Here is a 14,788-nt window from a genome sequence, read left to right on the forward strand (position 1 = left end):
CCCTTCTCCTTCACATCGATCGAGGCGAACTTGAACGCATCAAGACGACCACGCCGTGCTCATTCACGATTACTGATCGCAGCGATGGCGCTGTCCGTAACCGCATTACTCCTCCCCACAGACCAAGCCGCCGCCGAGCCATCTCCCACAGCAAGCGCTTCCGCCAAGGAGACCAAGCCCCTCCCCCCGGTCGACTCGGCCAAGGCAGAGGCGAAAAGGGCCGGCCGTCAGGTGGAGATCCCCAGCCTGCACACCGAGGGCTCGACCACCTACGCCAACAGCGACGGCAAGACGCTCAGCACCGAGTTCTACACCGACCCCATCCGCTTCAAAAGGGGCGACGCCTGGCAAGCGGTCGACACCACACTGGTGAACGACAACGGCACCATCAAGCCACGCGCCACCAAGGCCGGCCTCACGCTCTCACCCGGCGGCGGCACCGACCTGCTCACCGCGAAGAGCGGACGCGACGGATCGGCGATCAAGGTCTCCGCTCCCCAAGAGCTGCCCGCTCCGAAGCTGGCGGCCAACAGGGCTGAGTACGCGAACGCCTACGGTCCCGGCATCGACCTCGCGGTCATCGCGACGCCCACGGGATTCCGGCAAGAAGTGGTCATCAGGCAACGACCGGTCAACCCGCTGAAACTCCCGGTCCCCATCCAGTTATCCGCCGGCCTCTCCTTCGACGAGACCTCTTCGGGAACGCTGTCGCTGCACGACAGCACCGCCAAAGCCAGGCACCGCACGACCGAGATCCCAGCCTCGCTGCTGATAGACGCCAGCGCGGATCTCAGCGTTGGCGAGGAGGGAAAAGTCGGCAAGGTGACCGCCGCGGTAGAGGAAACTACAGCAGGTCAGGCGCTCATATACAAACCCGACGCGGGTTTCCTCACCGATCCGAACGTCACCTACCCGGTCACCCTGGTCGTTGCCGCCTCCGACTGGACCGAACTGCCGGTCGGCAACGACACGTTCATCAACAACTCCGCCTACCAGAACGGCTACGCCAACAGCGGTGCCTACCACCTGCAGGCCGGTAAGACTAACGAAGGCACCGTACGCTGGCGCACATACATTCGTTTCGAGGAGATCCCCACGGACTCCCCGCTGCGCGGCGGACGGGTGACCAACGCGGACCTCATCCTCTGGAACATCGCCTCCAACGACTGCGGCGAAAGTGTCGGTTCCGGCATCACCGCCCGCAGGATCACCCAGCGGTGGGACGTTTCCACTCTCACGTGGAGCAACCAGCCGACAGTGACCAGCGAGGGCGCCAACACCGAGTACGGCGCCTACAACCCCGGATGCGGCCGTGGCTACATGGACTACGAATGGGACCTGTACCACAGCGTCAACACGATCACCCAGGCGTGGGCCGACGGCCAGCCCAACTACGGCTTCCAGCTCACCGCAGGCAACGAATCCGATTACACCAACTGGCGTGCATACCGCTCGAAGGAGTACGTCTCGAGTGGCAGCGCTCACGGTCCCAAGCTGGTCATCGGATACGAACCTTCGACTGTAGAAGAGATTGAGATCGCCTACGAGCGCGACGGGCTGCCCGACGACGAGCTCCCAACGTACGAGGAACTGCTAGCCAACCAGATCCCGCAAACCGCGACTGAACCTCAGGTAACGCCGATCACCGTCGAAGAAGCGGCCGAGCGCCAGCAGAAGTCGGACCAGACGTTCGAGGTCGATCCCGATACTCTTCCAGACGAGCCGCCCCTGACCGATCCTCCGACGCAGCCGGACACGACACCGCCCACGATCGTGGCGACCGTTCCCGACAGCAACGCCATTGGTGTGCAGCCGACCACGTCAGTGATGGCATTCTTCACCGAGGCCGTGACCGACGCGCAGATGGTGGTGAAAAACGCCGACGGAACGACCATTCCGGGGACCACCAGTCTAAGCCCCTCGGGTGAGATCCTCGATTTTGCTCCTGAGCAGCCGCTTGGCAGGGAAACCACCTTCACCGCACAGGTGAGTGGTGCGAAGGACGCAGCGGGAAACACCATGGAGCCGTACTCGTGGACCTTCACCACCGCGCAATCAGACGGCACCGCTCCCACTGTGACCGGAACGGTCCCGACTGCGAATGCGGCCGACGTGCCACATGACGCTCCGATCACGGTGACCTTCAGCGAAAACGTGTCCGAAGTACGGTTGACGGTCAAGGACGCATCCGACGCTGCCGTGCAGGGGTCGCTGGTGGGCGGCAACGGCAACGTCGAGTGGACGTTTACGCCGGCCTCCCCGCTTGCCGCCCAGAGCGCTTACCGAGTCGAGGTCAGCGGCGCCAAGGATGCCTCAGGCAATGTTATGGCGCCCTACACCTGGTCGTTCACGACGGCCGCGGACACGCCGAATCCGGTTCCGGGGCTGGTGGCGGCCTACGGCATGAACGAGGGCTCGGGCGCGAGGGTGGCCGACTCCTCCGGGCAGAACAACACCGGTACGGGCAGCGGCACCGGATGGGCCGACGGCAAGTATGGCAAGGCGGCGTCGTTCAACGGCACATCCAGTTGGATCACCGTCGCAGATGCGGCGTCGCTGCGCCTGACGACCGGGATGACGCTCTCGGCCTGGGTCAACCCGGCCACGGTGGCTAACTGGAGCACCGTGGTGACTAAGGAACTGAGCGCTGGGGGTGTCTCATACAACCTGTACGCCGCCAATGGCGTTTCGGTTCCGTCCGGCTGGGTGCAAACCAGCCCTGGGGGCCATTCGACTGTCAGTGGACTGTCGCCGTTGCCGGTGAACAGTTGGAGCCACGTGGCGCTCACCTACGACGGCACCGCCTTGCGGCTGTTCGTCAACGGCGAGCAGGTCGCCCAGACCTCGCTGAGCGGCAACCTATACGACGACGGCAGCCCGCTGCGGATCGGCGGCAACGCCATCTGGGGTGAGTACTTCAGCGGCTTGATCGACGAGGTGCGCGTCTACAAGCTCGCCCAGACCGCCGCCCAGATCCAATCCGACATGAACACTCCCGTGGGCTCCAGCACGCCAGGACCCAATCCTGATCCCACGCCCACGCCCACGCCGACCCCCACGCCGAATCCGGTTCCGGGGCTGGTGGCGGCCTACGGTATGGAAGAGGGTACGGGCACGAGCGTGGGTGACTCCTCCGGGCAGAACAACACCGGGGCTGCCCGTGACACCAGCTGGGCGACGGGCAAGCACGGGAAGGCATTGTCGTTCAACGGCTCTTCTAGCTGGATTACCGTCCAGCATGCCGCGTCGCTGCGCCTGACGAATGCCCTGACGCTCTCGGCCTGGGTCAACCCGACCACGGTGAGCAGCTGGAGGAGCGTGGTCATGAAGGACCACGCCGAAGGTGGCGCCTACGGCCTGTACGCCTCTAACGGCACAGGCCCGGCGAGCTGGCTGAAGACCGACGACGGTGTCCACGGGGTCGCACTTGGCGGTCCGCTACCGCTGAATCAGTGGAGCCACCTGGCAGCCACCTACGACGGCAGCGTGGCCCGCCTGTACGTAAACGGTACCCAGGTTGCGGAGTCGTCGCCCTTCTCCGGCGAGCTCGTCGACGACGGTGGCGCGCTGCGGATCGGTGGCAACACCGCATGGGGTGAGTACTTCAGCGGTCTGATCGACGAGGTACGCGTCTACAACCGCGCCCAGACCGCGGCCGAGATCCAGGCCGACATGAACGCCCCCATCGGCGCCGCCCCGGCGCCGAGTGGCGCAGCGCGCACGAGCGCCGCTGCCGACCCTACTCTCACCATCGAGAAGCTGACGGTGAACGGCAGCCGCAACGTGAACGGCGTCACCGTCGCCTCCACCCTCACCCCCCACCTGACCACCTGGCTCTCCAACGGCCGCGGCGCCGAGGCGACGGTGGAGGTTCAAGTCGCGCACAAGCCGACGAAATCCAAGAAGACAGCCGAGGGTAAGTGGCTGATCTGGTCAAGCCGAGCCACTGTCAAGCCTGGCGATTCCATGGTGACCCTGCAGGTCGCCAAGGACCGGCTGCGGGCAGGCGAGGAGGTGAGATGGAGAGTCCGAGCAACCACCGCAGGCGTAAATGGTCCCTGGACCACCTGGCAAGCGCTCGACGTGAAGGTGTCGGACTCCGCCGCTCAACCCAAGGTGAGTCGAACCGAAGTTGCTGCGGCTACTCCAGGACCGTTGCCGACGCTCCCCACCAATCGGCTCGATTTCCAGAAGTGCTGGGACAACAAGAAATCGAACAGCAAGTCGACATATCCGCACGGCTGGGTTCGGGATTCGTACAACTGGTGTTCAGTGCGAACCGTAGGAAAGGCAAGCACCGATAAGGTGAGAGAATGGTGCGGCTGCCCTACCACCGGGGGCTGGCGAACGACCTACAAGGTCAAGGGGAAGCTGGAGTTCCTCTTCAGTGTGGCCGGCCACACCTTCGCGGGCGGCGAACGAGGCAAGCCTTACGCCGAAATTGACCAGAACAACGGCAACATCAACAGCCGCACAATCAAGATGTGGGCCCGAGTCGACGACATAAAAATAACAGGTCCATCCGGGCCTATCTCGTTCCCCGAGACTACAGACCTGACCGTGAATATTGCGAGCGGCGCACCAAGCGGCATGCACTGCGCACCATCGAGTGGCGGGGCTCGCACGTCCACCATCGCCCAATGGCGAGACCCGGCGAACCGGCAGCAGTACTTCGAGTTCGTCTCCAACAAGAACGCCAGCGCCGGACCACATCGGCTTAGCGTATGCACGTTCGCGCCGACCCTTGCGTTGGGCTGGCAGGCAAACGTCCGGACCCCTTTCATCAACACGAAGATGATCGACATGCCGGTACGCTGCGACACATCGGAGGAACTAGCGAGCTACTACGGGGGATGCGTCTACTCGGCATTCGTGCCTACGTTCCAGGCTCCGCTCATCTACGGCTGGAAGGACGGCTCCCCCATCATGAACGAGTCGACCGACCTGATCCGGCGAGCGTTGGAGGAGCCAGCAAAAACCGACCCCAAGAAGACCGACGAGCCAAAGGTGATCCCAGGTGCACGCAACGTCGGGCCACTTCACCGCTCTAGTAGCCAGGCTCGGGACACCTCAAACCGTGCGCAGTCGGTCAAGTACTGTGCGCAGCTACTTACCGGGGGAGAACCGTCGCCCAAGGGTAAGGACTGCGACGAATATCCCTTTGCCGCCACACACGAAGGATCTGCTGGGGCGACCACCAACAGGAACGTCGCGGTCGATTTCATCGCTCACGACCACAACCGGTCCGTCGGCTCCAAGCTGAGGTGGTTCTGGCAGAGCTACCGAGTCTTCGGCTCGGACGCAGCCGACGGAGGGGATAGATTGCATCCCTTCGAGAGCTTTTACGTGAAGACTCCCAACTGAACAGACCAGCATCATAGAAGCTGCGGCCCTCCCCGATCCCCTGGCGGAGGGCCGCAGCGAACAGTTCTTTATCAAGGACATCAATGTCGACGGATCTCGAATCCTTATACCGTGGCGTCGTCGCCGACCTCGCCGAATCCCTTCCGAACGGAAGCATCACCTGGTGTCACGCCGCGAGCGCCGACGACGTGGCCGTTGCGCTTGGAGGAGAGCTTCCCAGCGCCACGCCTCGCTCCCTCACCGAGGCGAGTGGGGAGGCGGGGTACCACATCCAATGGTCTGGCCATGGAAAGACGTTGGTCATCGGAGAGCTGAGCTCGTGGTTCGTCGTAATGGAACCCGACGACTGGACCGGCTCTGAAGCCCTGCCGCAGCTCTCCGGCGGTGGCGGGGCCATGTCTTTGTACCTCGGGGACACCCTCAGGCACTACAACCTGCACTACGCCCGAGACGGAGAAGAGCTGTGCCGCTTCCGGTGGGGTGCCGAGCCCGACGGTGACCCCTCCCCACTCGCCGGCCTTCTTTCAGGGCTGTCCGTGGCATCAGGGACGCCGCCGTTCGAGGAGTGGAAGGCGCACGCCCTCATCCTGGTAGAGCGAATCACCGGAGTCCGTCTGACCACGGAGTGGCTGAGCCGTGAACATACGCGATTCGTCCAAGGGCCTTACTACCGCGATGTGCCGCCTGATGACGGAGAGCTTTGGCCTTAGTCTCCGGTCTCTGCTGCTGAAGGAGGCCTTTCGGGCCTGAAAATCGGGGTGTTGCCCGCTGAACCACCTCGGGTTTGCAGGAGACCTGCACCGAACCCGAGACGGTTCACCAGATCATGCTCAGCGGAAGCCCGTCGACCGCGTCGAAGCGGCATCGATGATAGCCGAGGGCACCGACAAGCTCAGCGATGTCAGGACCCACGATGCAAGCCCTCATCCTCAACGCGCCAAAGTGTCGGTAGACGCGGGCATCCTGGAGAAGAGAGGCATACAGGTAGGAGGCGGGATGCTGACAGAGGGTGACGGTAGTGAGGGCGCCACGGACGCTCATGATTTTAAGATCGATGCGGACTATAAAATCATCGGAGATGACGATCCCCTGAAGTGTCCTCCTTCAGAGATCCCGCTTGTGGGCGATCCTCAGATAAGAGCGCTGCCATTCCAAAGTCAGCACTGGGAGGACTTTGAGCGATTGGTGCTGGACCTGGCGTCAGACGTCGACTGCTTGATCGAGGCGTTCAGGTATGGCGTGGGGGGGCAGCGGCAGGCGGGCCTCGACGTGGCGGGCAGATCTGAAACGTGGACGGCCTATCAGGCCAAGAAGGTCGAGAAGTTTACCGATCGGCATTTGGCCCGCGCACTTGACGAGTTCATCAACGGCCGACAGCCGTTCGGAGCGGCACGTCTGGTCGTGGTAACGGCCTGCGCGACCCCTACCCAGATGCGCGACACGCTGGCGGAATACCGAGAAAAGCACGCCGACCTGGCGTTTGAGCTTTGGGACGCGGACCACCTCAATGGCTTGCTGCGATCGCGCCCCACGATAGTCGCCCGATTCTTCGGGGAACATGTGGCACGGCGTTTCTGCGACGCCCATGCATTGGCCGAGTGGAACATCCCCGAAGGACTAGTCAGACGCGCCGCAGTCACTCGAGCGGCAATCGGACACCCGGTATATGCCTGTACCGATCCATACTTGCTCGACGTACACGAAGCGATCCACGTACCAGGCAACGATGACGCTTCGCTCCTGCCAACCTATGTTCAGCGAGAACACGATGCCGAGTTGCGCCTCGTACTCGGCGGTGTTCTCGCTGGACAGAGTAAGTTGGCCGTCCTCATCGGCGGCTCATCGACCGGCAAGACCCGAGCCTGCTGGGAACTCGTCCAGACACTCCCACCGGACTGGCTGCTGTGGCACCCGACCAATTCCGGTAGGGCGGAAGCTGCAGCGGAATCTCTCGAAGCCATTGGCCCTCGTACGGTCGTCTGGCTGGACGAACTCCAGCACTACCTGCCCACCAAGGATCCGGTGCTTGCTGAACAGGTCGCATCCGGCATCAGGAATCTACTCGTCGATCACGACCGCGGCCCTGTTCTCGTGCTTGGCACCATCTGGCCAGAGCACTGGGACAACCTGACAATCGGCCCTCGCGCCACAGAAGACCGTCCTCAAACCATCAAACTGCTCTCCGGCTGCGGAATCCACGTACCGGAGACCTTCGACGCCGACGCGCTGGACAACCTACGGCGCTTCGCGCACAGCGATCCGAGACTCCAGGCCGCGCTGGACCAGGCCGAAGAAGGCCATGTCACTCAGTTTCTGTCCGGGGCTCCCGAACAACTACAACGATGCGTCGGCGCCTCTGCTCCGGCCCGCGCGGTGCTGCATGCGGCCATGGACGCCCGGCGGCTCGGCCACGAGCTCGGCCTTTCCGCCGCGTTTCTGGCCAACGCCGCTCCTGGCTATCTCACGCGGTTGCAATGGGATGCGCTGCCGGAAGATTGGTTTGAGCGAGCAATCGGATACCTTTCACACCCTTGCCGGGGAGCGCGAGGCGTGCTCTCCCGCATCCGTCCACTTCCGGGCGACCTCGTACCGGAGCGAGGCCAGGAGCGTTATCGGCTGGCCGACTATATCGAGCAGCACGGGCGCAGCTTGCGTAGATTGGAATGTCCGCCGGAAGGATTCTGGCTCGCGGCTGCGGAACATGCCGCATCGGGCGCGGACATGAGCTCTCTGGCTGTGGCTGCTTATGATCGCGGCCGACTTTCGGACTCCGACCTATTGGCTCAGGCAGCTGCACGACGGGGACACGTAGGCGGCGTGCATGCCTTGGCGCGCAAGTTTGAGGAGTCGTCCAAGATCGAGGACGCCATCCCTTACCTGAAGCAGGCCGCTGCCATGGGGGATATCAACTCTATGGCAAGGCTGGCTTGGCGACACGAACTTGCTGGCGATATGGATGAGGCTGGCCTCCTCTATCTCCGTACAGCCGAAGCGGGCGACATCAATGGCCTAGTCGGTCTTGCATCGGTATTGGACCATAGTGGGTGTGACGAAGAGGCCGAGCGTCTCTATCGCCAGGCCTGCGCCACTGGTTGGAGCGGAGCCCGTGCCGTGGAATACCAAGCCCGGCATCTGGCCAAGCAGGGGCAGCACCAACGCGCGCTGAAGCTCACAGAGATGGCTTTCCAAGCAGGCAACGAAGAAGCCTTTACCGGGCTCGCCTGGACGTATCCTGATCACCAGGACCGTCTCAGGATCTTCGATCACGCGCTCAGGCTCGGCGACAAAGCCGCCCTACGGGAAATCGCCTTGTTGTACAAGATGGACGGAGACTACGAACGAGCCGAGGATTACGCCAAACAGGCTGTAGCCGCTGGCGACGTTCATGTCCTCAAGAGCCTCGGAAAGATTAGCAAGGCACGAGGAGATAGAAAGAACGCGGAGCTCCATTGGCGCAGAGCCGTCGCCGCTGGGAGGACCGACGCCCTGCTCGACCTTGCAGGAATGTGGGAAGAAGACGGAGACCTCGAAGGGGCGAAGGCACTGCTCTGGAATGCATGGCAGGCTGGAGAGGTCTTCGTTTTGGGCAAACTCGTCCAGCTCATCGCAAGCGCGGGGGATGTAGAGCAAGCCGAGCGCCTGGCCGGGTCGGCTTTGGAGAAGCGCGGCGACAGCATACCTCTGTCCGAATTGGCCAAACACCACGAACGGTCAAAAGACTATGAACGCGCCCAAGCACTACTCATGAGGGCAGTCGACTTCGGGGAACTAAGTTGCCTGCTGCATATAGCACGGACGCACGAGCGGTCGGGCGACATGCAAGCAGCGGCAAAGGCGGCGGAGACGGCACTGTCCGCAGGGGTTCGCGGCGCGGAACGAGAAGTGGTGCGATTGAGGGAGAAGGTGAAGGGGGTAGCGAAAGCGTACTGATGAGCCCCTATGAGCCGTGACTGACAATCACCAACGAAGACGCTCGATATGGCCGGGTTGGTCCTTTCCAGCACTCTCCTCTGGCCGGCCCGCTGCGGGTGCGACATTCGCGGGACGATCCTGCGAGCCGTGAGGCCCTGTCCGGATGTTTCCCACAGGTCAAAGGACGTGAGACAGAATCAGCGCCACTACTCTCCTACAGCGTGTTCTCTAGATCTGTCACGCCGCTTCGAGTCTTAGGCCTCACGGTTCTGAGGCTGGCAGCGCCATTCCCGGTATGCATGACACCGTTGGCTTGATCGGGGATAACGGACATCCGAGAGCAGGGGCTCGTTCCCAGAAGGCACGCGTCACCCACCGTGATGGTCAGCTGATCACTGTGTACGCGGATGGCAAGGATCCCCGCCTTTAGGAGCCGCAAGCGCGTTCCCAACATCGACTTCAACCAGCTTGTTCGTAGTGTGCACGAAGGTTCCGCTCACTCGAGGGATGCGTGGCACGGTGATCCATGCAGTCGGCCCCGAGTTGCAGGCCTTCCTCGCTGGACTGCTACGCCCGGACTAGGGCACAACCAGCCCTTCATGCTGATCTGCGACGACTTCACCGCGTCCGAGAAATATCCGCGAACAACCTGGCCCAGCGCTCAACCGCAGCTAACGCAGCCAGCTCGACAAGGAGCTGATCGCGGCTCCTGTGCCGTAGCCTTCCTCGACCAGCATCAAGTGGTGCGGCTGGTTGAGCCCGGCACTGTAGGGAGTGTCGATGGCCTGCCAACCCGTTGGGATTCGCCTCCACACCCACCAGGCCTCCGGTTGGCCTGTGCACCAAGTGCCACCCATATCAGTGCTTAGTAGCTCGAGGCACGCCGACCCCGCCCCCAGGTCAGGCGTCATACGGTGGCGCGCTGTCCACCTCGCGTAGACTCACCGACACATGGACATGGGATGACAGCTTGCGCACCGGTCCAACGGGCATGGCAGGCCGAGCGGGCAAGGAGACGAACTGTCGCCTCCAGACCCTTCCGGCATGCAGCATGTCCTATGGACGCCAAGCTGAATCCAAGCAAGTATGTGACTCGCAAAAGCTGGTCCCGTGGTAGACGCGTAGAGTTGTCTTGCAGACCTGAGGACCTTTGGAAAGGAGGCTCAGCATGTATGTGGCGAAGCTTGTTATCCAAGGGGTTCGCGGGTTTTCTGGCCCACGAGAGGTGAGTCTTGACTTTATTCGGCCAGATGGGTCCTATAAAGGATGGACTGTTCTTGCTGGCCGGAACGGCTCCGGAAAAACAACAATACTGCAAGCAATCGCGCTCGGAATAGTCGGGGGATATTTCGTACGTGACCTTGCTAGCTGGGGTGGCGAGAGAGAAGGCGAGAGTTCACGGGTCTGCGTGACCGTTGTACAAGATTCCGACTACGATGGTGGCCTGAATTTTGGGCCCCAAGACTTTGAGCTGCGCTGGAATGATCCAGATGACCCATATAGCCATCCAAGCTGGACGAGTAAAAATAAGGGACCACGGAGTCCGCGCTTTGGCCCAGGCGAAGGATGGTTCTTTGCGGGATACGGAGCATTTCGGCGACTCTCCACAGTAGCACTTAGCCGTGGAGAGCATTCACGCACCGCGATGTACGCCGGACTGCGAACGCTCTTCAATGAAGATATACCCCTCCTTGAAGGCGTAAGTTGGCTAATTGAACAGCACCTATACGCTTTGGAGGAACGACAGGGAGCAGCAGAGCTCCTCGATATTGTTTTGGCAATCCTAGCTGATGGAATGCTGCCCGATGGGCACAGGGTCGTTCGCGTTGACTCTGATGGGCTATGGCTTAAGAATAACGAAGGTAGCGAGCTCCCGCTCCGACAGATGAGCGAAGGCTATAGGGCTGTTACTGCCCTCGTTGTCGATATAATTCGTCAAATGCACGTCGCCTACCGCGATTTGCGAATCACTCATGATGGCACTACCCCTACCCTACAATATCCAGGGGTTGTGCTCGTGGATGAGATCGAGAACCACCTGCATGTCGGCTGGCAGAAGAAGATCGGCGAATGGCTCAAGGCTCATTTCCCTCTTGTCCAGTTCATTGTGACAACCCATAGTCCTTACATCTGCCAAAGCGCCGATCCTAACGGGATTATTTCTCTTCCAGGCCCGAACGAGTCAAAGTCACCACACGTCGTGGATCAAGAGCTATACGAACGGGTAGCGTTTGGCAGCGGCGACGATGCCATTCTAACGGAGCTTTTTGGGGTCGACAGCCCTTACTCTAGACATGCGGAAGACCTCAGGCACACGCTTGGAGATCTTGAAGAAAAGGTTCTCAGCGGGTCGGCATCAAAAGCGGAGATTGAGCAGTATCGAAGACTTAGCGAGATGCTCGAAAGTTCGCTTAGCGCTCGCGTCGAAGAGATCTCCTCCCGGTTTGGGAGACGTGATTGATTCGAATCACTCGTTTAGGTCTTGAGTCGGATCTGTCTCAAAGACTGCAGTCGTGCACTGAACGCCTTAAGATGATCAACGCTGACGCCCATGCTGCACGTCGCGCTTGGACTGGCGCTCGCACCGAAACAGGCGGAATTCGTCGTAAGCTCCGAGAAATGTCGGCAGCGCTTGAACGATGCATGTACTGCGGCGACAGTCGCGGTACTGACATCGATCACTTTGAGCCTATCAATTCATCGCCATTACGCACGTTTGACTGGATGAATCATCTACTGGCATGCTCGTCATGTAACAGCAACTCCAAGAGAGACCAGTTTCCCTGTGACGCAAATGGCACCCCACTGCTTATCGACCCTACCATAGACGATCCATATGATCATTTGCGCCTGATCTTAAGCACCGGCTTCTACCGCGGAAATACCCCTAAAGGAAAGACAACCATTGACGTCCTTCGGCTTAATCGCGGGGATCTTCAACGTGGAAGAGAGTTAGCTTTTCCGAGATGCCAAGCAATGCTTCGAGACTATCTACGGATGCAAGATTCGGGAAACTTGCGGGAGGCTACCAAGATGCTAAATGCACTCCAAGAACAACCTTTTATTGGCGTTCTCCACGCCATGTTCCGAACTGCACCAAACCCAGGCGCTGAGATAGTTTTGGGAGGAGCCGAGGTACTGGAAGCGCTGAAGGCATTGAATTTCTACACAGGTTGAATTCGTAGAGACGTCATCTGATCACGTGATGTCCTCGATGGTGAGTCCGGTCTGGGCCAGGCAACCGTCGATCAGGTGTGGCCGGTACTGGATCTTCTTGAGCTTGCGTTTGATGATCCGGACGAGTCCGGTCAGGTCGGTGGCCACGAAGTTGGCCACTGCGCGCCGGAGCAGCGACCAGATACCTTCCGCCGGGTTCAGCTCGGGGGCGTAGGCCGGAAGCCGGTAGATGCGTAACCAGCCGGAGTGGGCCTCGGCGAAGTCGGTCAGTTCGGCGACCAGATGCACGCTGAGGTTGTCCCAGCACCACACGAGGGGGTGCCGAGCCGTTGGTGGGTGGCCACGATCAGATCGCGGTAGTCGTTCCAGGCGTAGCTTTTGGGTTCGCCCTTGCGGCCGTGGTAGACCAGCAGCTTGTACAGCAGGTGTGGTCGCCGTCCGGGCTGGTAGCCGACCACTCCGGCGATGTTGACCCGGCCGCTCCCCTTGCCGCGCACCGTCACCACTGGGCGGGCGCCGCGTGGTGCCCAGGTGCGTCCTTTCGGCGGCCTCAGCCCCTGACCCGCTTCGTCCTCGAAGCCGATATGGGCGCCCAGGTCCGCCGCGGTGGCTTTACGGTCGGCCACACCTCCTGACGCCAGGCGGCGATGGCCTCTTCGTCGCGCTCCATCGCGCGCCGCGCCGGGACCTGCACCGACCAGCCGTGCCGTCGCAGCAGCTTGCCGACGCCCTCGATGGTGTAGCCGATGTGGAACAGCTTGCCGATCAACGTCTTGATCCGGCCCAGGGTCCAGCGCTGGTCATCGCCGAACCCATGTGCCAGAGGCCCGCGGCTCAGCTCGGCCTCCAGCCGTGCCCACTGTGCCGGCGACAGCTTCTCTCGTGACACCGGTCCCTTGGACCGCAGCGCCTCGATGCCGCCTTCCCGCCAGGTCTTGCGCCATCTGGCCACTGTCCGCTCGTGCACCCGCAGCTCACGAGCGATGTCTCTGGTGCTGTGCCCGTCCTCGAACCGCCCGGCGGCCTGTAACCGCAGCAGTTTCCGCCGTTCCTGCTCGGCGGGCGTGTACCCGCCTCGTTGCCCGTACCGCATGCATCGGTCGTACACGAGTGACGGCAGACCATCACTACCCTATGACTCTATGAATTTAATCTGGGTAAAGGTCCGTCCTCGTCCGCTGATTCGGCGGGGCCTGTTTTAGAGGTCCTAACAGAAAGATCAGCGGACGAGGCGTCGCCAGCAGATGATCGCTGCGGCGAGGGTCATGAACGCCTCGTGGATGTCGTCGCGGATCTCCCAGCGCACGCGTAGGCGGCGGAACCAGTGCAGCAGCGCGATCGTCCGTTCCACCACCCAGCGGTGAACGCCCAGGCCGGAGCCATGTGGGGTGCCGCGGCGGGCGATTTTGCGGCTTGATGCCGGTGCGCCAGACCAAGCGGCGGTACTTGTCGTGGTCGTAGCCACGGTCGGCGTATAGGCAGTCGGGCCGCTTCCGGGGGCGTCCGCGGCGACCCCGCACCGGCGGGATCGCCTTGATCAGCGGGAGGAGCTGGGTGACGTCGTTGCGGTTGCCGCCGCTCAGGGACAGGGCGAGGGGGACGCCGCTTCCGTCGGTGATGACGTGGTGTTTCGAGCCCGTCTTGGCGCGGTCGACCGGGCTCGGTCCAGTTTTGGGCCGCCCTTGAGCGCCCGGACGTGGGAGCTGTCGATCACCGCCTTGGACCAGTCCAGTTGGCCGGCAGCGTGCAACTCGGCGAGCAGCAGCTGGTGCAGCTTGTCCCAGACCCCGGCCTGATGCCAGTCGCGCAGGCGTCGCCAGCAGGTCATTCCCGAACCGAAGCCCAGTTCCTGGGGCAGGAACTCCCACGGGATCGCGGTGTAGAGGACGAACAAGATCCCACACAGCGCCTTGCGGTCATCCAGGCGCTTACGTCCCGGATGACGGGTGCGCCGCTCCACCTTCGGTAGCAGCGGCTCGATCCGCTCCCACAGACTGTCATGCACGATCCACGGCAGTTGTTCGCCCTTCTTCACAACGAGATCAACGATCAACGATGCGATCCGTCACGCCCTCTAGATCATTTTGTTAGGACCTCTAGCACGGGACATGCACGGGATGATCTTGCGAAGGGTGGGAGCTGCTCGAGGTGTCCCCACAGCTCACAGTATGAATACCAGTCGTACGGCCACCGCTCTCCTAAAGCGGGTGCCGCAGGTTCGAATCCTGCCGGGGGCACTCTGTGATGTCTCAGGACATCGGAAACCCTCGAACCTACGGGTTCGGGGGTTTTCTCTTGTCTTGGGGCTGGTAGTCGCGGGTGGGGTCGATGGTCA

At 61.8% G+C, this 14,788-nt stretch carries 8 protein-coding genes and 1 pseudogene; 5 read left to right on the plus strand and 4 right to left on the minus strand.

Annotation, left to right across the window (positions count from 1 at the left end; translation table 11 throughout):
* Positions 1-84: 84 nt before the first annotated feature.
* The 5 genes from ABT294_RS21235 (at position 85) to ABT294_RS21255 (ending at position 12,453) form a co-directional block, all read left to right on the plus strand.
* Positions 85-5,364 (plus strand): LamG-like jellyroll fold domain-containing protein, encoded by a 5,280-nt coding sequence (locus tag ABT294_RS21235; protein ID WP_350807791.1) that lies wholly within the window; start codon positions 85-87, stop codon positions 5,362-5,364.
* An 83-nt stretch (positions 5,365-5,447) separates the two neighbouring features.
* Positions 5,448-6,074 (plus strand): DUF6461 domain-containing protein, encoded by a 627-nt coding sequence (locus tag ABT294_RS21240; RefSeq protein ID WP_350807792.1) that lies wholly within the window; start codon positions 5,448-5,450, stop codon positions 6,072-6,074.
* A gap of 157 nt (positions 6,075-6,231) precedes the next feature.
* Entirely contained in the window at positions 6,232-9,294 is a 3,063-nt protein-coding gene (locus ABT294_RS21245; protein ID WP_350807794.1) for a tetratricopeptide repeat protein, read from the plus strand.
* A gap of 1,150 nt (positions 9,295-10,444) precedes the next feature.
* Positions 10,445-11,737 carry an AAA family ATPase gene (locus ABT294_RS21250; protein ID WP_350807795.1) on the plus strand — a complete coding sequence of 431 codons (1,293 nt, stop codon included), beginning with the start codon at positions 10,445-10,447 and terminating at the stop codon, positions 11,735-11,737.
* A 182-nt stretch (positions 11,738-11,919) separates the two neighbouring features.
* Positions 11,920-12,453, plus strand: a complete 534-nt coding sequence (locus ABT294_RS21255; protein ID WP_350807811.1) for an HNH endonuclease family protein — start codon at positions 11,920-11,922, stop codon at positions 12,451-12,453.
* 21 nt (positions 12,454-12,474) lie between these two features.
* Here ABT294_RS21255 and ABT294_RS21260 read toward each other — a convergent pair whose 3' ends face one another.
* From ABT294_RS21260 to ABT294_RS21275, 4 genes and pseudogenes are all read right to left on the minus strand, one after another.
* Positions 12,475-12,741, minus strand: a complete 267-nt coding sequence (locus ABT294_RS21260) for a transposase (protein ID WP_350807796.1) — start codon at positions 12,739-12,741, stop codon at positions 12,475-12,477.
* A complete protein-coding gene (locus tag ABT294_RS21265) occupies positions 12,720-13,079 on the minus strand; it encodes a hypothetical protein (RefSeq protein ID WP_350807813.1) in 360 nt (119 codons plus the stop codon). Before ABT294_RS21265 ends, ABT294_RS21260 begins: the two co-directional genes overlap by 22 nt.
* Positions 13,004-13,546, minus strand: a complete 543-nt coding sequence (locus tag ABT294_RS21270; protein ID WP_350807797.1) for a winged helix-turn-helix domain-containing protein — start codon at positions 13,544-13,546, stop codon at positions 13,004-13,006. Before ABT294_RS21270 ends, ABT294_RS21265 begins: the two co-directional genes overlap by 76 nt.
* A gap of 126 nt (positions 13,547-13,672) precedes the next feature.
* Positions 13,673-14,470, minus strand: a pseudogene (locus tag ABT294_RS21275) (IS5 family transposase).
* Positions 14,471-14,788 lie beyond the last annotated feature (318 nt).

Origin of the sequence: Nonomuraea sp. NPDC000554 (genome assembly GCF_040300065.1) — a bacterium.
In the GTDB taxonomy this organism is placed as follows: domain Bacteria; phylum Actinomycetota; class Actinomycetes; order Streptosporangiales; family Streptosporangiaceae; genus Nonomuraea.